The sequence below is a fragment of the Filimonas zeae genome (assembly GCF_014641615.1).
GTDB lineage: Bacteria > Bacteroidota > Bacteroidia > Chitinophagales > Chitinophagaceae > Filimonas > Filimonas zeae.
On sequence record NZ_BMIB01000007.1, the window covers coordinates 56803 to 80092 of the forward strand.

Genomic DNA, 23290 nt, shown 5'->3' on the forward strand with positions numbered 1-23290 from the left:
CATATCTTATATTTTTTCGTAAAATGGCCCAGGTCTGCTTTTTATTCCTTTACTTTTGCAAATTGCCCTTTTGTGAACCGGGGCATTTGTTGATAAAGCATGGCACTACCGCATCTGATTAAGTATGTATACAATAACGGTACTGATGAAGTCATACGCCGTGGAAAAAAGATACATGCCGGAAATAATGTAGAACTTGTTGAATACGACTATCTGCTTGGCTCGGTTACATTTCGGGTGAAAGACGATGCTTACGCAACATACTACAAAGTACACATAACCAAGTTTAAAGATCCGAAGACGCTATCGCTCCGGTGTGGTTGTCCGTACAACCTGGGAGAGATATGCCGCCACGAAGCAGCTTCGCTGTTTCAGTTGCAGGAACTGGTAGACAGGAATATGCTGGGGGAGAAGGAGATTGTGTACGATCAGCGGCATACGGTTGTGAAAATGAAGCAACTGGATCTTAAGTTGGTTAAACTACTTTCGGCGCCTGCTTCTTTTACCCAGGCAGAAGCTTACTTACAGGCATCAAAGGCCAGAATTATAGAGGCGAAGGACGAAAGAGTGCTTGCAGAAGTGGATTATGATGGCAACACCTTTAAGGTGCTGATTCAGAAAAACGAAGAAAGAAACTTTGATACCAGTTGTAATTGCGGTGAAGATCCTGCACACCCGCTGTGTGTTCACAAAACCATTTTACTGTTACAGCTACTGAGTGGCCACGGTCCTAACTATTTCGATAGCATACGCAACTGGGATAAAGAGAAAGACAAACTGTTGGCCTTGTATGGCTACTCTTTACAGGATGATATTGAAGGTAAATTTGAATTTACTTATAAAGACGGCAAGCCCTTTTTACGTGTACTGGATACCAGTATAAAAAGGGTGGCTATGCCCGCCGCTACTTCTGCCTTACCTAAACCGCAGCCTGTTCCGGTGCCGGTTGTTTCTGAGCAGGAAGTGGTGGTAGAAGATACCAATACCGAAACAGAAAAGCAACCTGCCCTGAAGCTGGGCGTTGTTTTCAGCAGCAACCAGCACCAGTACCCCTGGCTGCAGGTAGATGCGATACAGGGTGAGCCAAACGATGCCGGAAATGCTTTTCTGGGCAAAGTAGAGAAACTGGATCTGGCTAAGTTTATTAATACCGATGCGTTTAACGAGGAAGACAAATCGCTGATTCAGCACCTGCGCAAACTGTTGCCGGGCGAGGTAAGCCGGTACCTAAACCGTAACTCGCCTTTCAGCGCTATATGGGAAAATATTGTGCAGCAGCACGATGATGCCCTGCCTGAAGAAACCCGCCACCTGATTGTAGAGTATCTGCACCCGCGGTATAAAAAGCTGGTTACCGATCTGGCTGGTGCGGCTTTTTCTTTCTTACTACCATCTGGCAAGGCTTTTCAAACAGCCAATCTGATACCGGCTGTGTGTGCGGAGGAATTGATAAGTCCTGAATTTACAGTAAGTTATAAAGAGGGTATCTATGAAATCAGCTGCTTTGTAAAGGTTTCTGATGGCCGTTTCAGCATTGCTGAAAACGAACTGAACAGCCCTTTGCTGTTTAAGCTGCACGATATTTTGTACCTGTGGAAGCGTGCAGATGATGTGATGCTGGCGGAGAAGTTTATGCCTTCCGGCTCTATACAGATTGAAGAAGCGCATTGGAATAAACAGTTGCAGGATTTTGTACTGCCTTTAACCAAGGAATACCAGGTACAGTTTAGCAATGTGCAGAAAGAAGAGGTGCGCGATCTGAAGCCGGATGTGAAGCTGCTGTTACGGGAGAGAGGTGACTATCTGCTGTTTCAACCTGTTTTCAGCTACAAAGGCTACGAAGTAAAAGCGAGCGATAAAGAAAAAGTAATTCTTCCCGTAGCAGACAAGTTGCTGGTAATACACCGCAATGTGGAAGCAGAGGAAGCATTCTTTCAACAAATAGAAAACCTGCATTCCGGTTTTATACGTCCGGAAGAAGGAAACCTGCTGGCATTGAAAGGTGCCGAGGTGTTAAAGAACAACTGGTTTTTCCTGTTTGTAGATGCAGTAAAGGAAATGAACCTGCCGGTATTTGGGTTTGAAGCACTGAAAAGCTTCCGCTTTAATACCGCCAAGCCTTCAACCAAAATATTTATCAGCAGCCATACCGACTGGTTTGACGCCAAAGTGGATATTCACTTTGGAGAACAGCAGGTTACGGTGGCTGACGTTAAAAAGGCATTGGCCAACAAACAACAATACGTTCAGTTACAGGATGGCACACTGGGTATTTTGCCCGAAGAGTGGATTAAGAAGTACTCATTACTCTTCCGCGTGGGCGATGGCAAGAGCACCAGCAATATCAAGCTGAGCAAATATCACTTCAGTGTGATTGAGGAGTTGTACGAGCAGCGCGATGAGGAAGAACTGGTATTTCAGCTGGAAGCTAAATACGAAAAACTGCGTGAGTTTCAGAATATTCCGCAGGTAGATGCTCCCGGACACCTGCAACCTATATTACGGCCTTATCAGATTTCCGGCTTTCAGTGGCTCAATTATCTGAGTCAGGTACAATGGGGTGGTATTCTGGCAGATGATATGGGTTTGGGTAAAACCATTCAGGCGCTTTCCTTCCTCCACCATTTAAAAGTCGAGAATGATAATATGCGTGCGCTGGTGGTATGCCCAACTACGCTGATGTATAACTGGGAGAATGAGATTAAGAAGTTCACCCCTACATTGAAATACTATACGCACCATGGCGGCCTGCGTAATTCTGACGTGCTGACGGATGGTTCCATAGACGTGATTATTACCACCTACGGCACCCTGCGCAGTGATATCAAATACTTCTCTGAAATAGACTTTGATTATGTGGTGCTGGATGAAAGCCAGGCGATTAAAAACCCGGCGAGTAAGGTTACCAAGGCGGCCTGCATTTTAAAAGCGAAGAACCGTTTGTGCCTGAGTGGTACCCCGTTACAGAATAACACCTTTGATATTTATGCTCAGATGAACTTCCTGAACCCGGGCATGCTGGGCTCTATGGAGTTTTTTAAACAGGAGTTTTCTGTACCAATTGACAAGTTTGGTGAGAAAGAGCAGAAAGAACACCTGCGTAGACTGCTGTTTCCGTTTATCCTGCGCCGTACCAAGGAACAGGTGGCCAAAGACCTGCCTGCAAAATCGGAGATGATTCTCTTTTGTGAAATGGGTAAAGAGCAGCGGGAAATTTATGATGCCTTCCGTAACGACTACCGCGACAAAATTCTGGGAGTGGTAGATAGTCAGGGTATGGGCAGGTCGCAACTGACCATTTTACAGGGACTTATGAAGCTGCGGCAGATATGTGATAGTCCTGCTATTATTAAAGACGAAGACAATTTTCCCAACGCCTCCGTTAAACTGGAAGAGCTGGGACGGGAGATTTCTGAAAATATCAGCAACCATAAAGCCCTTGTGTTTTCTCAGTTTTTGGGAATGCTGGGTTTAATACGTCAGAAGCTTACCGAGTTAGGTATTGATTATGAATACTTTGACGGTAGCACTTCTGCGCCCGACCGGGAAAAAGCCATCCGCCGTTTTCAATCGGAAGACAGCTGCCGCGTATTCCTGATTTCGCTAAAAGCAGGTGGTGTGGGTTTGAACCTTACCGCCGCAGATTATGTGTATATAGTAGACCCATGGTGGAACCCCGCTGTGGAGCAACAGGCGATTGACCGGACGCACCGTATTGGCCAGACCAAGAACATATTTGCCTACCGGATGATTTGTAAAGACACGGTAGAAGACAAGATATTGCTACTACAGGAGAAGAAAAAAGCACTGGCTGCCGATCTGATTACAGATGATACCGGTTTTGTAAAAAGTCTTACCCGTGATGATATTGAGTACCTTTTCAGCTAATAACAGCTGAAAAGGCACTTTGAATGATGCCTGAACGTTTCTGGCAAACCCTTTGGATGTGCAGATGTTAAATATTGTTAAAGCATCTACTAGGGTTTTCGTATTACCTATCCGTGTACCGTGATTACCGATATAAACGTGTATCCTCGTTGCTACGGAATACTTTTGCGCTTAACCCCCGGATCAATCAATCTATAAATTCATTGAATCATCAGAACCCTTCTATGAAAAAGAGTCTGCTTGTCCCTATCTCCCTGGCAACAATGCTCATTTGTTTCTGCATGTCTGTAGCAGCACAGACTGCCGTACCCAATGGCTCCATAAAGGGGCGCCTGGCAGATAGTACTTCCAAAGAGCCCTTAAAGGGCGCTACCGTTAGCTTACTTAACAAAGCAGATTCGTCCATTGTGGCTTACGTGCTTTCTCAGGACAACGGAACCTTTTCTTTCGACAAAGTATCGCAGGGCAGTTATCTGTTGCATATCAGTTTTCAGAGTTACGACAACTTTTACAGGCCGGTGTCGCTTACTGCGGATAAGCCGGGTGTAGACTTTGGCTCGTTATACATGCAGCAGGAAGCCAATGTGCTGGAAGGTGTTGTAATTAAATCCACACCACCTATTGCCATTAAAAAAGATACCGTAGAGTTTAACGCCGGTAGTTTTAAAACCAAGCCTAACGCTGTGGCGGAAGACCTGCTGAAAAAGCTGCCGGGTGTTGAAGTGGACAAGGATGGTACCATTAAAGCGCAGGGTGAACAGGTTACGAGAGTATTGGTGAACGGTAAGCGCTTTTTTGGTGATGACCCGCTGATGGCTACTAAAAACCTGCCGCCGGATGTAATTGACAAAATTCAGATTTTTGACGCGCAGAGCGATCAGAGTGCTTTTACCGGTTTTGATGATGGTAACCGGGTAAAAACCATCAACATTGTTATCAAGAAAAACAAGAACAAAGGATATTTTGGTAAGGCTGCCGCGGGAATTGGCAACAAAGATTTGTACGAACTGGGTGTAAACATGAACCGCTTTAACGACAATGAGAACCTGTCGGTAGTAGCTTCCAGCAACAATGTAAACAAACAGGGCTTTTCGGCTCAGGACGTATTGGGTGGAGCTGGCGGTGGTGGCCGTGGTGGTGGAGGCGGCGGCGGTGGTATGCGCCGTGGCGGTGGTGGCGGAGGAGGTGGTGGTAACTTCGGAGGTGGAAGTTCGGGGCTGACTACCAACTATACTGCTGGTTTGAACTACCGTTCTCCCTGGAGCTCTAAAACAGAAGGCTACGGCAGCTATTTTTACAATGGCCAGAATACCAACCGCGACCAGATAAGCAGAACACAAACTTTCGTAACCTCAGATACCACCACCGATAACAATCAGGTGCTGATTGCCAGAAACAATAACTATAACCACCGGTTTAACTATAATATTGAAAGCAGGCCGGATACCAATAATCAGTTTATTATCCGCCCCGGGCTGTCTTATCAGAAAAGCACAAACAGCAGTAACCGTACTACGGGAATTGTTAAAAACCAGGGCATTAAAGTGAGTAATGGTACCACTATGTCAGAGTCAGAGAACAGCGGATACGCTGCAAACCTGGATCTGAACTACCAGCACCGCTTTAAGAAAAAAGGCCGTACTATATCGCTGGGATTGAATGGTAGTTATAATTCCAACGACGGTGAAGGAAATAACTATTCCGTAAACCAATCTTACCTGGCTAACGGAACAGACTTTACGGTGGATACTGTTAATCAGCGCAATTTCAACAATGTACACAGCAAAAGCTTCAGCGGAACTGTATCGTACACCGAACCTTTGTCGGAGCATAGCATGATTGCGTTGGATTACAACTATTCTACCAACATGAACACCTCTGACAGGCAGACGTTTAATTATGATTCAGCTACGCATAATTATAATGTACTGGACACTACGCTCACCAACTACTTTGAAAGCAGAAACACTTCTAACCGCGCCACTATCAGTTACCGGGTTCAATTTCCCAAAGTAACCGCAAGTGTGGGTACGGGCGTGCAGTTTTCCGAATTGTCCAGCATCAACCGTACAAGAAATACTGATCTGAAACAGCGGTTTACCAACATGTACCCCACTGCAAGCCTTAACTATAGTATTGCCCGGCAAAAGAACCTGCGCTTTAACTACGATGGCCGTACCAATGCCCCATCGGTAACCCAGTTGCAGGATGTAACGGATAACTCTGACCCGCTGAACATTAAACAGGGTAACCCCGGATTGAAGCAGGCGTTCAACCACTCTTTCCGGTTGATGTTTAACTCATTCAGTCAGACGACTATGCGCAACGTTTTTCTTACGTTTAATGCACAGTTTACTACCAACAACATTACCAATTCGGTTATTACCGTGCTGGACGGTGTTGAAAAGCCGGCTGGTGTTCCCGATAACACCCCTTCGGGTGCTACCATTACCAGACCTGTTAACCTGAATGGTAACTATAATATGTCACTATCGTTCAACTATGGCCTTCCGCTGAAAACACCTAAGTCCAATCTTAACTTCGGAAGTAACTTAAGTCAGAACCAGACGGTGAACCTGCAAAACGACAGAAAAGGCGGTTCTATCAAGAACTATACACGGAACTATGCTTTGGGAGGTGTAATCCGCTGGACCACCAACCTGCAAAAGAACTTTGATGTAAACTTTACCTCAAACTCTACTTATAACATTGCACGTTATACAGTGAATCAATCTCAGAATGGTAACTATTTCTCTGAGTCGCTCTCAACCGAATTCACGTACTATACAAATAGTGGCTGGATGGCTTCTGCCGATTTCGACTATAAATACTATGGCCGTGGCGCGGGTTATAATACCAGTGTGCCGTTGCTGACGATGTATGTAGCTAAACAGATTTTCAAGAACAAATCCGGCGAAATACGCCTTTCGGTATACGATCTGTTAAACCAGAACGTAAGTATTACCCGGAATATTACGCAAAACTACATACAAGACGTTCAGAACAAAGTGCTGACCCGTTACGTGATGTTAACCTTTACGTACAACCTGCGCAAGTTTGGAGACGGCAAAATGCCTTCTTTCCGGCGTGGAGAGGGCAGGCCAGATGGTGGCGGCCGGGGATTTGATGGCGGCCGCGGTGGTGGTTATGGCGGCGGAAGAGGTGGGCGTGGCGGATTTTAACGAACTGATAAGCCCCCGGAAGGGGGCTTAACCTTTTTTTCATAAAAAAATATCCACAGGTTTTCCAAACATTCTTAATTTTACATCTTCAAAACATTTGGATCATCATTTCATACAGAACTGAAGTTGAAACAATACACAACCCATAGTAGCTTATCGGCTTTCCATCCTTCTCTGATGGGGGATGTTAACCTTTTGGGTAACATGAACTTCCTGTATTTAATGCGACGACCCCGGATTTGATATTTCTCCTCCTACTTCTGTCTCCCAACATGTTGGGGAACATTTTTCCTTAGGCAATACCAGGCATCCCTTTGCACTGTTTTTGCTTAACCTCCCACATATAAGTATTTGTTTTAGCGTATTTCTTAATTAAGGAAAGTGGAACATCAAGATATTATAGTTCGTGTAGCCAATAGTGGCGACGTTCACCTGGCATCAACCATTACTGATGAAATGGAATCATCTGCCAAAGCGCGTGGTACAGGTATTGCCAAGCGCTCACCCGATTATGTTGCTATGAAAATGCTGGAAGGAAAGGGAGTGATTGCCCTTACCAAAGGCGGAGACTGGGTAGGCTTTTGCTACATTGAAGAATGGAGCCATGGTAAGTTTGTAGCTAACAGTGGATTGATTGTTTCACCGGAATACCGCAAAACAGGTGTAGCAAAGCGTATTAAGAAGAGAATATTTGACCTGTCGAGGGAAAAATATCCCGAGTCTAAAATATTCGGTCTTACTACTGGTTTGGCTGTAATGAAAATAAACAGCGAACTGGGATATGAGCCTGTTACCTATTCTGAGTTAACAGATGATGAAGTATTCTGGGCAGGTTGTAAAAGTTGCGTCAATTACGATATCTTAATGAGCAAAGGCAGGAAAAACTGCATGTGTACTGCCATGTTATACGATCCTAAAGATCACTACGAACCTAAGGAAACCAAAGACTATTTTGAAAAGAAGAGCAAAGTGTACGAGCGTTTAATGCGCTTTAAGCAGTTTCTTTTCAGAAAGAAGTCCGGCACCAAAAAGTCACTCTTTCATGCGTTCTTTAATTTCTAAATCAGTAAACCATTACATCGGAGATGAAAAAAGTAGTTCTTGGTTTTAGCGGTGGGCTAGATACAACCTTTTGCGTAAAACACCTGGGTGAAGACAAAGGTTATGAAATACATAGCGTAATTGTAAATACAGGTGGTTTTAGTGAAGAAGAGTTGAAGAAAATAGAAGCGCACGCTTATAAACTGGGTGTTAAAACCCATACTACTGTTGATGCGGTGAAAGGGTATTACGATAAAATGATCAAGTACCTGGTATTTGGTAACGTATTAAAGAACAACACTTACCCTTTAAGCGTAAGTGCTGAGCGTCTGGTACAGGCTTTACATATAGCAGAGCATGCAAAAGCCCTGAAAGCAGATGCAGTTGCACATGGCAGTACCGGTGCCGGTAACGATCAGGTGCGTTTTGATATGGTGTTTAACATTGTACTTCCCGGTGTGGAAATTATTACTCCTATCCGCGACCTGAAACTGAGCCGTGAAGCAGAGATTGAATACCTGAAAGGCAAAGGAGTAGAGATGAACTTTGAAAAAGCAGCCTACTCTATTAACAAAGGCCTGTGGGGTACCAGCGTTGGTGGTCGTGAAACTCTATCTTCCAAGGGTTTATTGCCTGAAGAAGCATGGCCTACACAGGTAACCAAAAGCGGAGCAGAAGAAGTGAAGCTTCATTTTGAAAAAGGCGAACTGACTGCGGTAAACGACAAAACGTTTGCACACCCTTCAGAAGCAATACAATACTTACAAACTATAGCCGGCGCTTATGGTGTTGGCCGTGATATTCACGTTGGTGATACCATTATTGGTATTAAAGGCCGCGTAGGTTTTGAAGCAGCTGCACCTATGGTAATATTGAAAGCACACCACGCACTGGAAAAGCATGTATTAACCAAATGGCAGCTGAGCTGGAAAGATAATATTGCCAACTTCTACGGAAACTGGATGCACGAAGGGCAGATTCTGGACCCCGTAATGCGTGATATAGAAGCATTTTTACAAAGCTCACAGGCCAATGTTACCGGCGATGTATTTGTACAGTTACAGCCTTACTACTTCCAGGTAATAGGTATTGAATCTAAGTACGACCTGATGAACAGCAAGTTTGGCAAGTACGGAGAAATGAACAATGGCTGGACGGGTGAAGATGTTCGTGGCTTTACGAAAATCTTTGGCAACCAGACTGCTATGTTCCACATGGTAAAAGACAGCAACGAACAGTAATCACCATATATAATTCACAGGCAATGGCAATAAAAGCAGGAATCGTAGGCGGTGCAGGATATACAGGCGGGGAGTTATTGAGAATATTAATCAATCACCCACAGGTGGAGATTGTGTTTGTACACAGCTCCAGCAATGCAGGTAATCCAGTGAGCAAGGTACATGCAGACTTAACCGGAGATACGGATCTGGTTTTTACCGGCCAGTTAAGCAACGCTATTGATGTACTGTTTTTATGTGTAGGCCATGGTGATGCCAGAAAGTTTCTGGAAGCAAATACGATAGATGAAAATGTAACCATTATTGATCTGTCGCAGGATTTTCGTTTAAAAGCCACGGCTGCTATTGGCGGTCGTGAATTTGTATATGGCCTTCCCGAGCTGAACAAAGCTGCGATTCAGAAAGCAGGCAATATTGCCAATCCGGGCTGTTTTGCTACCGCTATTCAGCTGGGGCTGTTGCCGCTTGCTAAAGCTGGTTTACTGGGAGATATTTATACTACCGGCATTACCGGTTCAACCGGTGCTGGTCAGGGCTTAAGCAGCACTTCGCATTTTAGCTGGAGAGCCAATAATATACAAGCATACAAGTCTTTACAACATCAGCATATTAAAGAAATACACCAGAGTCTGCATCAGTTGCAGGACGATTTTCCTGCTACTGCAGGAACGGAAAACGGTGTGCATTTCGTTCCCTGGCGTGGTGATTTCACCAGGGGGATTTATGTGAGTTCCACATTGGATTGCGGACTGCCGGTAGAAGAGGTAAAGAAACTGTATACCTCTTTTTATGCAGATGCCGCGTTCACCCATTACAGCGACAGTATGATTGATCTGAAGCAGGTGGTGAACACCAATAAGTGCCTGATACATGTAGAAAAACAAGGTAATAAGATAGTAGTACACGCTGCTATTGACAACCTGTTGAAAGGTGCAAGCGGACAAGCTGTGCAGAACATGAATTTAGTATTCGGGGTGGAAGAAACGGCGGGCCTTAAACTGAAAGCCAACTATTTCTAAGCCTTTTTATTCACAATTTAAATCCCGTTAGTGGATAGGTATGAAACTATTTGACGTTTATCCGGTTAATGACGTTACCATCGTAAAAGCAAACGGATCTTATGTATGGGACGAAAACGGCGTACAGTATTTAGACATGTATGGTGGTCACGCGGTGATTTCCATTGGACATACACATCCGCATTGGGTGTCGCGAATTGAAGAGCAGCTGAATAAGATTGCTTTCTATTCCAACTCAGTACACCTGCCTATTCAGCAGGAGCTGGCTGAGAAACTGGGTAAGGTAAGTGGTAAAGAAGATTATCAGTTATTCCTTTGTAACTCAGGTGCAGAAGCCAATGAGAATGCTTTGAAACTGGCTTCTTTCCATAACGGTAAAAAGAAAGTGGTGGCTTTTAAAAAGTCGTTCCACGGTCGCACTTCACTGGCGGTAGCTGTTACAGACAACCCATCTATCGTTGCCCCTATCAACGAAACGGAGAATGTAATTTTCCTGCCTTATAACGATGAAGCCGCACTGGAAGCCTGCTTTAAAAAGAACGGTAGCGAAATTTCTTCTGTAATAGTAGAAGGTATACAGGGTGTTGGTGGTATTAACATTGCCAGCGACAGCTTTTTACAAAAAATCCGTTCGCTGTGTGATGAGTACAATGCAGTGTATATTGCCGACTCGGTGCAGTGTGGTTATGGCCGCAGCGGTAAATTCTTTTCTCACGATTATGCCGGTGTAAACGCAGATATCTATACCATGGCTAAGGGTATGGGTAACGGCTTCCCTATCGGTGGTATTTTAATAGCACCACAAATCAAGTCTAAACATGGTATGCTGGGTACCACTTTTGGTGGCAATCAGCTGGCTTGTGCGGCGGCGTTGGCTGTACTGGAAGTAATTGACCAGGAAGGACTAATTGAACAGGCCAGACAACGTGGTATGTACCTGACCAACCGGTTAAAAGCGGTTAAAGGAATTGAAAATGTACGTGGCCGTGGTTTAATGATTGGTTTTGAAGTGCCGGAGGAAATAAAAGACCTGAAGAAAAATCTGTTGTACAAGCACCAGGTATTTACCGGTGAAGCAAAACCCAATATCATTCGCTTATTGCCTTCGCTGGCAATTGCCCGCAAACAGGTTGATGAGTTTCTGGAATTATTACAGGAAGAAATCAACGCGTTAAAAGCGGCTGTGACGGCACCCGAAACAGCAGAATAATATTACACACATTAAACCACTCCTACATTGAGAAACTTCATATCTGTTCATGATGTAAAAGACATCAATGCACTGGCTGCCAATGCGCTGATGTATAAAGCTGATCCTTTTAAAGACAGAAAACTGGGCGCAGATAAGCGTATAGGTCTGTTATTTTTAAATCCGAGTTTACGCACACGTTTAAGTACGCAGGTAGCAGCAGCGAATCTGGGTATGGAAGCCATTGTGTTTAACGTGGATAAGGAAGGCTGGGCGCTGGAGTTTGAAGAGGGCGCTATTATGAGCGGTAATACCGTTGAACATATTAAAGATGCTGCCCCTATTCTGGGCAGCTATTTCGATATACTCTGTATAAGAACCTTTCCTGGCTTAAAGAACCGCGAAGATGACTACAGCGAGTTATACATTTCTCAGTTTATTAAATACTGTGGTGTTCCCGTAATCAGTCTGGAAAGCGCTACACTGCATCCGCTCCAGAGTCTTACGGATATTATTACCATTCAGGAGACTTTGAAAGAGAACGCAGCGTTTAAAGCTGCCAATGCAAAGCCTAAGATTGTACTTACCTGGGCGCCTCATGTAAAGCCGCTGCCCCAATGTGTGGCCAACAGCTTTGCACAATGGATTAACGCCTGGGGCGAAGCTGATTTTGTAATTACCCATCCGGAAGATTACGAACTGGCTACCCAGTTTACCCAGGGTGCTACTGTTACCCAGAACCAGGATGAAGCATTAAAAGGCGCTGACTTTGTATATGTGAAAAACTGGAGTACGTATACGGACTACGGTAAAGTGTATGAGAACGACCCGGGATGGATGCTGACTGCGGAAAAGCTGAAGCTGACTAACCAGGCCAAAGTAATGCACTGCCTGCCGGTAAGAAGAAATGTGGAGTTAAGTGATGAGGTGCTGGACGGACCTAACAGTATTGTTACCAAACAAGCGTCTAACCGTGTTTGGGCGGCACAGGCTGTAATTGCTGAAATTCTGAAAAGCGTATAATGGATAAGGTATTTGTAATTAAAATAGGCGGAAACGTTATTGACAACGAGCAAAACCTTTCCGCTTTTCTTTCTGCCTTTGCCTCTATTCCCGGTAAAAAAATACTGATTCATGGCGGTGGTAAAATTGCTACCAAAATAGGCGATCAGCTGGGGGTAGCTTCTAACTACGTAAATGGCAGACGTATTACCGATGACGCCACCATTGATATTGTAACCATGGTATATGGTGGGCTGGTAAATAAAAAAATCATTGCGCAGTTGCAGGCTAAAGGCTGTAATGCTATAGGCCTTACCGGTGCAGATGCTAACCTCATTCCTGCCGTAAAACGTCCCGTGAAAGAGGTAGATTTTGGCTGGGTGGGTGATGTGGATGCTTCGCGTATTCCGGTAAACAACTGCCGTCTTTTTCTGGACAACGGAATTATACCAGTGTTTGCGCCTTTAACGCACGATTCCGAAGGCCATATTCTGAATACCAATGCAGATACCATTGCTTCTTCTATAGCAGTTGCCTTATCTGCATTTTATGATGTGCGCCTGGTGTATTGCTTTGAGAAGAAAGGTGTGCTGGAGAATGTGGAAGATGAGGATTCTGTAATACGCCTTATTACCAAAGAGAAGTATGCGCAGCTGTTGAGTGAAGGCAAACTTTTCGCGGGCATTCTGCCTAAAATTGATAACGCATTCGCTGCTATAGATGCCGGAGTGAAGGAAGTTTTGATAGGAGATGCCAATGATCTGCTACAGAATACCACACCCGAAACACAGGGAACGCTTATTACCAACTGATGTAGATGGAAACGACGTATTTATACAAAGAGGCGTTGCAATTGCTACAGGAGCTGATTGCCACGCCTTCTTTTTCGAAAGAAGAAGACAAGACTGCTGCCATTATTGAACGATTTTTACAAAGCAAGGGTGTTGAAACACATCGTCACTTAAACAACGTCTGGGCCTTAAACAAATACTTTGATCCCGGCAAGCCTGTGGTGTTGCTAAACTCACATCACGACACGGTAAAACCTAACCCTCAGTACACCAAAGATCCATTTACACCTGCTATTGAAGATGGTAAACTGTATGGGCTGGGAAGTAATGATGCCGGAGGATGCCTGGTTTCGCTGCTGGCAGCTTTTCTTTACTTCTACAATCAGCAGGGGCTGCTGTATAACGTTATTATAGGTGCCTCTGCCGAAGAGGAAATTTCTGGTGCCAACGGTATTGAAGCCTTACTGAAAGCGGAAGGACTGGTTGCTGCTTTACAGCATAAGCAACCCGCTTTTGCTATTGTAGGTGAGCCTACCTTGTTAAACCTGGCTATAGCCGAAAAAGGGTTGATGGTGCTGGATGGCCTTGCACACGGAAAGGCGGGCCATGCTGCAAGAGAGGAGGGAGAGAACGCTGTTTATAAAGCGATGAAGGATATTGAATGGATCAGCACCTACCGTTTTCCCAAAGCATCGGAATGGCTGGGGCCCGTTAAAATGAGTGTAACTGTAATTAACACAGAGAACAGGGCGCACAACGTGGTGCCTGCACAATGCTCTTTTGTAGTAGATGTACGTGTTACAGATGCCTACTCTCACGAGCAGGTGCTGGAGATAATACAAAAGCATGTACAAAGTGAGGTAAAGCCGCGCAGCATGCGCATGCGTGCTACGCGTATAGAGCCTACACACCCTATTGTGGAAGCAGGTATTGCTCTGGGCAAATCAGTATATGGCTCACCCACTTCTTCTGATAAAGCACTGATGCCTTTTCCGGCCTTAAAGTGTGGCCCCGGCGATAGTGCCCGCAGCCATACGGCAGACGAATTTATTTATCTGGAAGAAATTGCAAATGGAATAGAGCATTATATACAGCTGTTAAGCAAAGTGGTGGTGAAGGCCTGATATTATTGGAATTTAAAACTGAACACATGAAACTCTGGCAGAAAAATATAGATTCTTTAAAAGAGGTGGAACTTTTTACGGTGGGCAGAGACCGTGAGTTTGATCTGTTACTGGCTCCTTTTGATGTATTGGGTAACATAGCGCACGCCAGAATGCTGGCTACTGTGGGCCTGCTTACCAATGAAGAAGCTGCTATACTGGCCAAAGAGTTACAACATATTTATGCTACCATTCAACAGCATCCTTCTTTACCTGAAAAAGCAGCGGGTGTAAATGACCCTGCTTTTGTTATTCAGGATGATGTGGAAGATGTACACTCTCAGGTTGAATTTTTACTGACGCAGAAGCTGGGCGATATTGGTAAGAAAATACATTCTGCCCGCAGCCGTAACGATCAGGTACTGGTAGATGTAAAACTGTTTTTACGTGCTGAGCTGGAACAGACAGTACATGCAGTACAATCTTTATTTGAGTTACTGATAGCTAAAAGCGAAGAGTTCAGAGAATGTTTACTACCGGGCTATACGCACCTGCAACTGGCAATGCCTTCCTCTTTCGGTTTATGGCTGGGCGCTTATGCAGAAAGCCTGGTAGATGATGCCATATCGCTGAAAGCGGCTTATGATATAGTGAACAAGAATCCGCTGGGTTCTGCAGCAGGGTACGGTTCCTCTTTTCCGATTAACCGTACGCTTACCACACAACTGCTGGGCTTTGGTGATTTAAACTATAATGTGGTATACGCCCAGATGGGACGCGGCAAAGCAGAAAGGAATGTGGCCATGGCACTGGCCAACCTGGCAGAAACACTGTCCAGGCTTTCTATGGATGCCTGCCTGTTTTTAAATCAGAACTTTGGCTTTATCAGCTTTCCACCGCAGTTGACCACCGGCTCCAGCATTATGCCGCATAAGAAGAATCCGGATGTGTTTGAACTGATCCGTTCTTACTGCAATCGTATTAAAGCGTTGCCTAATGAGATCATGATGATGACCACTAATTTGCCGTCAGGTTATCACAGAGATTTGCAGCTGTTAAAAGAGCATCTGTTTCCGGCATTTACTACCATTCGTTCCTGCATGGAGATGGCGGGATTGATGCTGTCGAACATGGAAGTGAAGAAGGATATTCTGCAGGATGAAAAATACAAATACCTGTTTAGTGTGGAAGAGGTGAACAAACTGGTACTGGAAGGCTTACCGTTCAGAGATGCCTATAAAAAGGTAGGACTGGATATAGAAGCGGGACAGTTTACTTATAGCACAGAAGTACATCATACCCATGAGGGAAGCATTGGCAACCTCTGCAACCATAAAATTACCGCCAATATGCATGATGTGTTGTCTTCCTTTGCTTTTGACGAATCAAAAGCTGCGTTGACAACCCTGCTGAATGGTTAGTTCTTTAACGTTGATTAACCTTTCTCTTAAGTTGGTTAACCTGTTATAGAAGATAGCGGACTTACGTTTGGGCAAAATATTTTGCCCATGCGTAAGCATTTTACCCTTACACTTTTAAGCCTTGCTTTCTGCTGTATTTCCTACGCACAACGAACTACTGTAAAAGGGAGAATTATTGACAGTACCCAGCAAAGAGGAATGGCCTATGCTACCGTTTCTCTGGTACACGAAAAAGATTCTACGCTGGTAACCTTTGCCCGTGCCGATTCTTCCGGTTATTTTACTTTACCCAACATTGATAAGGGAAGCTATCTGCTTTCCACTTCCTACGTGGGGTACCTGCCTGTATGGAAAAAGCTAGAGGTGGCAGCAGGAGGGGAGCAGGTAATAGCGGATGTGAATATGACCGATCTGGTAACGGCACAAAATGTAACCGTACAGGCAAAGCGTCCACCGGTTACCATGAACAACGATACCCTGGAGTTTAACACCGAGAACTTTAAAACACATCCGAATGCTGTGGTGGAAGACATGCTGAAAAAGATGCCGGGTGTAACTGTTGAATCGGATGGAACGATAAAGGTAAACGGGCAAACGGTACAGAAGATACTGGTGAACGGAAAGGAGTTTTTTACTGGTGACCCTAAAATGGCTACTAAAAACCTGCCTGCCGATGCAGTGGATAAAGTGCAGTTGTTTGATAAAAAAAGCGATCGGAGTGAGTTTACAGGCATTGACGATGGCAACACCACCAGAACCATAAACCTGAAACTAAAAAAAGACCGCAACAATGCCTTGTTTGGTAAAATATACGGCAGCGCCGGAACGAATGAGCGATATGATGGACAGGCCAATATAAACCGCTTCAACAATGAGGAACAGATATCGCTGCTTGCTATGGGCAATAATACCAACAAGCAGGGCTTTTCTATAGCAGATGCTATGAACTTTTCCGGCGCATTGGCACGTGGTATGCGTAATGGTGGTGGTATTGTTATTACAGGTGGCAGCAGTAGTGAAACGGGCTTGCCTACTACCGGTATGGGGCAGAATCAACAGGGTGTAGCTACTACCTACGCGGGAGGCATTAATTACAATAATAACTGGAACAAGAAAACAGACCTCAATACCAGTTATACAGGTAGTGATATGCATCTTGTTACCAACCGCCAATCCACTACACAAAACCTGGCGCCTACCAATAGCTATGTAAGAAAAGACAATTCAGAAACGGCCAGTGATAATACGCAGCATCGTATTAACCTGGCGCTGGACCAGAAAATAGACAGTTCGTTTTCAGTAAAGTTTACCCCTAATATTACCTGGCAAAAAACAGCCAGTAATGCTACCAGTAATTATAACTCTGTAAGCAGCAAAGGGGTAGCGCTGAACGAAGGAAGTACTGTAAATATCAACAACGCAGACGCCGTGAATATTACCAACAACATTCTGTTGCGGAAGCGGCTGGCAAAGAAGGGCAGAACCTTATCCGGTAATCTGAATAACACTTACAATCACAGCCAGTCTTCCGGCAGGTTGAATTCAAATATGTTGTTTTATTATGAAAATCAGATGCCAGTAGATTCGGTGATTAGCCAGATCAATAGCCGCGATGCTGTTACACAAACGTATGGAGCAAACGTTACCTATACAGAGCCTATAGGCAAGCGTTCATTGCTGGAAGTAAGTTCGTTCGGTAATATCAGTATTGGTAAAAGCAATAAAACTACATACGACCAAAACCTGGGCAACGGTAAATACGATTTGTATAATGAGTTATTAAGTAATGATTTTACCAGCAGGTATTCTTATGGTGGTGGAGGACTAAACTTCAGAACCAATCAAAAAATGTTTAATGCTACAGTGGGAACCTCTTTGCAAACTGCTGCATTACAGGCCACCAATAATACAGCAGATGTAAAAATACGGCAGACTTTTACGGACCTGTTACCCAATGCAGCTTTTCAATATTTGTTCAGCCGCTTCCGTAATTTGAAGCTGGATTATTATGCATCTACTGTGCAGCCCAGCGTAACACAATTGCAGCCCATAGCAGACATCAGCGATCCGTTGAATGTATCTTCGGGTAATGCTGATTTGAAGCGGCAGTATAACCATACACTGAACATGAACTATTTTGCGGTAAAGCCGGAGAGTGGCACCAACATACGGGCGTTGCTGATGGTGGTGGCAAGCAAAGACGCTATTGTAAATGCGGATAGCGTGAAAGAAAATGGTTCACGCAGCAGCCGGCCGGTGAATGCAGATGGTGTATACATGGTTACCGGAAACTTTGGGTATGGATTTACGGTAAAAAAACTAAAATCCCGCTTTGATGTGGGAAGCAGCATCTCGTATAACCGTAACGTTGCTTTTCTTAATGATGAGCGGAACCTGATTTCAAACCTGGCCATAGGACCCAATTTATCCTGGAACTTTAGTATAGATGATGTTATTGACCTGCGGCTCTCTTCCCGTTTCAGCATCAGCAAAGCAACTTATTCTTTACAGCCACAGGCAAATACCAATTACCTGCAACAGAGCTACGGAGGAGAGATGACCAATTACCTGCCATGGTCGCTGGTAGTAAACAACCAGTTCAATTATGTATTGAATTCCGGTAGAACAAGCGGCTTTAATACACAGGTTCCACTGTGGAATGCTTCTATAGCTAAAAGCTTTCTGAAGAACAAGCGTGCAGAGGTTAAGCTTTCTGTATACGATCTGCTGAATAAGAATATAGGCATTACCCGTACAGCTAATCAGAGTGCTATTGTAGATCAGCGATACAATGTGTTGAACCGGTATTTTACGCTTGGGTTTACCTATAGCCTTAATAAGTCTGGCTTGCAAACTAAAGGAGCGAGAATTATGGTGGGGCCACCTATGTAACAGAAGTACGTAATAAGTTTAAAAAGAAATGGCCGGTCTGCAATTTGCAGCCGGCCATTTTACACGATACATGAGAAAAAACTATTTTACTGACCAATGCGTATTACTCTTGGTCCGCCCGGCCCGCCGTTAAACATGCTCATCATTTTCTGATTGTATTCTGCGCGATTGGTTGTTTTGCCTTTGGAAGGTTCTTTCAGTTCTTTTTTACTCAGTTTATTGCTTACTTCCTGTGCGGTAAATTTGATGTCTCCCTCATTTACATCCAGCAGCAGTATGGTACCAGGAAGACCGTTATACATTTCGGGCCCCGCAGGAACAGGGATGTCTTCTGTATACCAGGCTACAATACTCTGACCACGTGCATTGGTAAGGGTAGCTTTTTTACAGTTGTATTTCAATACCACTTTGGTTTCTTCCGTAAGCTTCCACGCCATGGTTTTTACGGTGTCTATGATAAGGTAGTTCTGCTCTCCCAATTCGGCCTGTTCCACAATTTTCTGGTTGCTAAAGTTGATATACAGAATATTATTCTGGCCTGGCATTCCGGGTGGTGGTCCCATACGCTGGGGGCCTCCGCCGCCTGGCCCGCCGGGTGCACCACCACCTGCAAACGGATCAGGAGCCTCATCTTCTTTAACGGCTTTATAAACGCTGGTACCATCTCCAAACAGCAGCTCCTGCTTAGTGGTTCTGAATTCGGGTATCATTGCTTTCATCTGCTCGTCTTTAAGGCGACGGTGCAAATTCATCTTTTTTTCGTAGGTAATGGTACCCTCCTTTATCTGAGCCGTTGCTGTGCAAACCATTGCTACGCTAAAGGCTGATAGTATTAATTGCCGCATAGTTTATATTTATACAGTCAAAGCTAAAAGGGGGCATTGTTAAGCATTCCTGCTATAAGGTTAATTAAGGTTAATGAGCCGGGCAGAGGATGTGGTGGTAGTTACATTTGTAAACATTGATGAGCGGCATGAATAAGTTGCGTATTTCCTGGGTATTTATGGCGGGCACTATTGTTTTAATAGCTGCCTTTCAAGGGTATTGGCTAAAGAAGGTATATAAGGAGGAATACGATGCGTTACAGCGCCGAACAGATATTCTGCTGAAAGAGACAGTGCAGGGGGTACAATCGGAGCGGATGAAAAATATGCCTTTGCTGGTTCGTCCGGATCGTATTGACAGAATAGAGATTGTTTCTGATACAGCTAAAGGACGTACCACTGGTTTAAATGCTAAAGCAGTTATTACTACCAAAGCCCGGACGCACACTGGCTCTATAAACGATATCAGCGATTCTGTTTTAAAGGAAAAGGTAGTGGTAACGGGCATAAGGCATGCTATTCCCGATAGCCTGCGCGGATTATTAGGCAGATCGGATGTTAAAATAGTAATGGGTGGGCGACTTCCAGACAGCAGCGAAAGAGGAGTTTTTATAAATGGGTATGATGATATACCACCCCCGCCGCCGTTTTTCAGAATGGCGATTGCCAATACCATCGACAGTTTAAAGCGTTCGGTTAAAAAGACAAAGAAGGGGAATACAAAAGACGCCCAGAACATACAGAAGTTTATTTACGAGCTGCGTCAGCTGGATGACTCTATTCCATTACGCAAGCTGGATACACTATACACTAAGGCTTTGAAAAAAGAGGGCATTGTGCTGTCGCATTGTTTATATATGGCTTCTTTGCCTAACCGTAAAGCAGGAATGGACTCTGTTCCGCAAGCAGGCGGCAAGCTGAGTACCCGTTTTGCTATGGCAGGCTTTAATGCCCCTTTCGGCTATTATGCGGTATTTGAAAAGCCACTTTCTTATTTAGGCAGGAAGCTATTACTACCAGTAGGCGTTTCTGTATTGCTGATTGGAGTTACTACACTTTCATTTGTATTTATGTACAGGAGCCTGGCCGCACAGAGAAGGCTTAGCGAAATGAAGAACGGGTTTATCAGTAACATTACACATGAACTGAAAACACCTGTGGCAACGGTAAACGTAGCTATTGAAGCATTGAGAAACTTCAATGCCATTGAAGATGCGGCACGTACCAAAGAATACCTGGACATATCTGCGATAGAGCTGCAAAGGTTAAATCTGCTGATTGATAAAGTACTAAGGTTATCTATGTTTGAAAAGCAGACCATGGAGCTACAGCCGGAAGAGGTAGATATGAACGCATTGATTAAGGAAGTAACAACGGGCATGCGTTTGCAGCTGGAGAAGGCAAATGCCAGAGTGGAATTACAGCTTCCTGCTGAAAAGATAGTGGTACAGGGGGACAGGCTTCATCTTACCAGTGTTATCTATAATCTGCTGGACAATGCAGTTAAGTACAGTCCGGGACAGCCCTTTATACATGTTGACCTGCAAAAGGGAGATGGCGAACTGATTTTCAGCGTTCGGGATAATGGTATTGGCATTGCCACCACTTATCAGAAAAAGGTATTTGAAAAATTCTTCCGGGTGCCGGACAATGACCGTCATAATATACGTGGATACGGACTTGGGTTAAGTTATGTTGCACATATTGTACAGCTGCACCATGGTAGCATAACTGTGCATAGTGAGGAAAGAAAAGGCAGCACTTTTACAATTAAACTTCCTTTTGCGTATGAGCAGAGTTAAGGTTCTCTATGTGGAAGATGAACAGTTCCTGGGTAAGATTGTGAAGGAAACACTGGAAAGCCGTGGCTTTGAAGTGTTGATGGAAACAAACGGCGAAACAGCCTTGCAAACCTTTTTGACAGAGCTGCCGGATATTTGTGTGCTGGATGTAATGTTACCGGGAATCAGCGGGTTTGAGCTGGCAGAAGCTATCAGAAATGAGAATGACGATATACCGGTTATTTTTCTGACTGCTAAAGTGCAGACGGAGGATGTGGTAAAGGGATTCAGGGTTGGAGGAAATGATTATATCCGGAAGCCTTTCAGCATGGAAGAACTGATTGTGCGCATAGAGAATCTTTTGCGCATAAAGCCGGAGCCTGCCGGGGCAGCAGCACCTCAGGAAGCGTTGATAATAGGTACTTACCGGTTTCATTTGCAACGTCAGATATTGCAGGGAACAGAAACGGAAAAAAGACTTTCTTACCGCGAGAGTGAGTTGCTGAAGTTTTTGTGGCAGAACCGTAGTACGGTAATAGACAGAAGGGCTATTTTAAATGAACTGTGGGGGAATGATTCATTTTTCAACAGCAGAAATCTGGATGTATACATTACCAGGCTGCGTGGCTATCTGAAAGAAGATCCTGCACTGGAAATTATAACTATAAAGGGGGTAGGCTACCGTTTTGTGGCAGACTGCCCCCTTTAGTAAGAAACTTTTTATTTAGTAGTTTATCACCTGCTCTACAATAGATTCAGGGATAGGTCTCCATTCATATTGCTGGTTACGTAACTGCGGAATAAAGCCTGCTTCGTTAATAGCCTGCTGCATGGTACGATAAGTAAAACGGTGAGGAGCACCAGCGGCGCTTACCACGTTTTCTTCAATCATAATACTGCCCCAGTCGTTGGCGCCTGCGTGCAGACATATCTGAGCAGTTTGCTTACCTACTGTTAACCAGCTTGCCTGTATGTTTAGTACGTTGGGAAGCATGATACGGCTGATGGCTATCATTCTGATATATTCGTCCTGTGTAGTCAGATTATGCACACCGCGGATACGGGTAAGCAGCGTGTCTACATCCTGGAAAGTCCATGGTATAAAAGCCAGAAAACCTTTGGCTTCTGCCGGCTTTTTAGCCTGTATTTCCCGTATGCGGGTAAGGTGAATAAAGCGCTCTTCCAATGTTTCTACGTGGCCAAACATCATGGTGGCGCTGGTGGTAATATTCAGTTTATGGGCTTCGTGCATAATGGCCAGCCACTCATCGCTACCACACTTGCCCTTGCTGATGAGGCGGCGCACTCTGTCAACCAGTATTTCTGCACCTGCACCAGGCAGAGAATCCATACCGGCTTCTTTCAGCGCCTTCAATACATCGTGGTGGCTCATTTTTTCCAGCTTACAAATGTGGGCTACTTCGGGTGGCCCCAGCGTGTGCAGCTTTAAATCCGGGTACAAAGCTTTAAGCTCACTGAAAAGATCCACATAAAACTGTAAACCCAGGCCCGGATGGTGCCCACCCTGTAACAGCAGCTGATCGCCGCCGTATTTAAGCGTTTCTTCGATTTTCTTTTTATAGGTGTCTATATCGGTAATATAGGCATCGGCGTGGCCGGGAATACGGTAGAAGTTGCAGAATTTACAGTTGGCCACACACACATTGGTGGTGTTAACGTTTCTGTCAATCTGCCAGGTTACTTTCCCGTGGGGGACCTGCTTTTTGCGTAATTCGTCTGCAACAAACATTAACTCTGTCAACGGCGCGTGTTCGTAAAGGAACATCCCTTCTTCTATTGTCAAAAATCCGAAGTCAAGCGCCTTCTGATATAACGCTGATAAATTCATCCTTACTATAATTGTAGTGGTACAAAGGTAGTGGAAATGTGGTTGTATAGCGGGGCTGAATAATTCT

15 protein-coding genes are annotated in these 23290 nt (G+C 44.6%); 13 read left to right on the plus strand and 2 right to left on the minus strand.

All coding sequences use genetic code 11. From position 1 onward, the window contains the following. Positions 1 to 99: 99 nt before the first annotated feature. From IEY13_RS28350 to IEY13_RS28400, 11 genes are all read left to right on the plus strand, one after another. Positions 100 to 3888, plus strand: coding sequence for a DEAD/DEAH box helicase (locus tag IEY13_RS28350; RefSeq protein WP_188958926.1), 3789 nt, complete (start codon positions 100 to 102; stop codon positions 3886 to 3888). A 281-nt stretch (positions 3889 to 4169) separates the two neighbouring features. Next, complete coding sequence (locus tag IEY13_RS28355) at positions 4170 to 7070, plus strand: outer membrane beta-barrel family protein (RefSeq protein ID WP_188958928.1); 2901 nt, start codon at positions 4170 to 4172, stop codon at positions 7068 to 7070. Between the two features lie 381 nt (positions 7071 to 7451). Then, on the plus strand, positions 7452 to 8132 hold the full coding sequence (locus tag IEY13_RS28360; RefSeq protein ID WP_188958930.1) for a GNAT family N-acetyltransferase: 681 nt from the start codon (positions 7452 to 7454) through the stop codon (positions 8130 to 8132). A gap of 23 nt (positions 8133 to 8155) precedes the next feature. Beyond that, positions 8156 to 9352, plus strand: coding sequence for an argininosuccinate synthase (gene argG / locus IEY13_RS28365; protein WP_188958932.1), 1197 nt, complete (start codon positions 8156 to 8158; stop codon positions 9350 to 9352). A gap of 23 nt (positions 9353 to 9375) precedes the next feature. Further along, positions 9376 to 10371 (plus strand): N-acetyl-gamma-glutamyl-phosphate reductase, encoded by a 996-nt coding sequence (gene argC, locus IEY13_RS28370; protein ID WP_188958934.1) that lies wholly within the window; start codon positions 9376 to 9378, stop codon positions 10369 to 10371. 40 nt (positions 10372 to 10411) lie between these two features. Continuing rightward, entirely contained in the window at positions 10412 to 11581 is a 1170-nt protein-coding gene (locus IEY13_RS28375) for an aspartate aminotransferase family protein (protein ID WP_188958936.1), read from the plus strand. Positions 11582 to 11608: 27 nt separating this feature from the next. After that, positions 11609 to 12583, plus strand: coding sequence for a Rossmann-fold NAD(P)-binding domain-containing protein (locus tag IEY13_RS28380; RefSeq protein WP_188958938.1), 975 nt, complete (start codon positions 11609 to 11611; stop codon positions 12581 to 12583). Further along, the gene (gene argB / locus IEY13_RS28385) at positions 12583 to 13374 is read left to right on the plus strand and encodes an acetylglutamate kinase (RefSeq protein WP_188958940.1); all 792 of its coding nucleotides are present in this window, start codon (positions 12583 to 12585) and stop codon (positions 13372 to 13374) included. The genes IEY13_RS28380 and argB overlap by 1 nt, the downstream gene beginning before the upstream one ends. A gap of 5 nt (positions 13375 to 13379) precedes the next feature. After that, the gene (locus IEY13_RS28390) at positions 13380 to 14477 is read left to right on the plus strand and encodes a M20 family metallo-hydrolase (protein ID WP_188958942.1); all 1098 of its coding nucleotides are present in this window, start codon (positions 13380 to 13382) and stop codon (positions 14475 to 14477) included. Between the two features lie 26 nt (positions 14478 to 14503). Continuing rightward, on the plus strand, positions 14504 to 15877 hold the full coding sequence (argH, locus tag IEY13_RS28395; RefSeq protein ID WP_188958944.1) for an argininosuccinate lyase: 1374 nt from the start codon (positions 14504 to 14506) through the stop codon (positions 15875 to 15877). Between the two features lie 87 nt (positions 15878 to 15964). After that, complete coding sequence (locus IEY13_RS28400) at positions 15965 to 18769, plus strand: TonB-dependent receptor (RefSeq protein WP_188958946.1); 2805 nt, start codon at positions 15965 to 15967, stop codon at positions 18767 to 18769. A gap of 86 nt (positions 18770 to 18855) precedes the next feature. On the opposite strand, the gene IEY13_RS28405 is transcribed toward IEY13_RS28400, so the two are convergent. Then, positions 18856 to 19614, minus strand: coding sequence for a GLPGLI family protein (locus tag IEY13_RS28405; protein WP_188958948.1), 759 nt, complete (start codon positions 19612 to 19614; stop codon positions 18856 to 18858). A 128-nt stretch (positions 19615 to 19742) separates the two neighbouring features. Here IEY13_RS28405 and IEY13_RS28410 point away from each other — a divergent pair, with 128 nt between their 5' ends. Together IEY13_RS28410 and IEY13_RS28415 are read left to right on the plus strand one after the other, a co-directional pair. Beyond that, on the plus strand, positions 19743 to 21395 hold the full coding sequence (locus tag IEY13_RS28410) for a sensor histidine kinase (RefSeq protein WP_188958950.1): 1653 nt from the start codon (positions 19743 to 19745) through the stop codon (positions 21393 to 21395). Further along, positions 21382 to 22083, plus strand: a complete 702-nt coding sequence (locus tag IEY13_RS28415; RefSeq protein WP_188958952.1) for a response regulator transcription factor — start codon at positions 21382 to 21384, stop codon at positions 22081 to 22083. Before IEY13_RS28410 ends, IEY13_RS28415 begins: the two co-directional genes overlap by 14 nt. A gap of 15 nt (positions 22084 to 22098) precedes the next feature. On the opposite strand, the gene mqnC is transcribed toward IEY13_RS28415, so the two are convergent. After that, the gene (gene mqnC / locus IEY13_RS28420; RefSeq protein ID WP_188958954.1) at positions 22099 to 23223 is read right to left on the minus strand and encodes a cyclic dehypoxanthinyl futalosine synthase; all 1125 of its coding nucleotides are present in this window, start codon (positions 23221 to 23223) and stop codon (positions 22099 to 22101) included. Positions 23224 to 23290 lie beyond the last annotated feature (67 nt).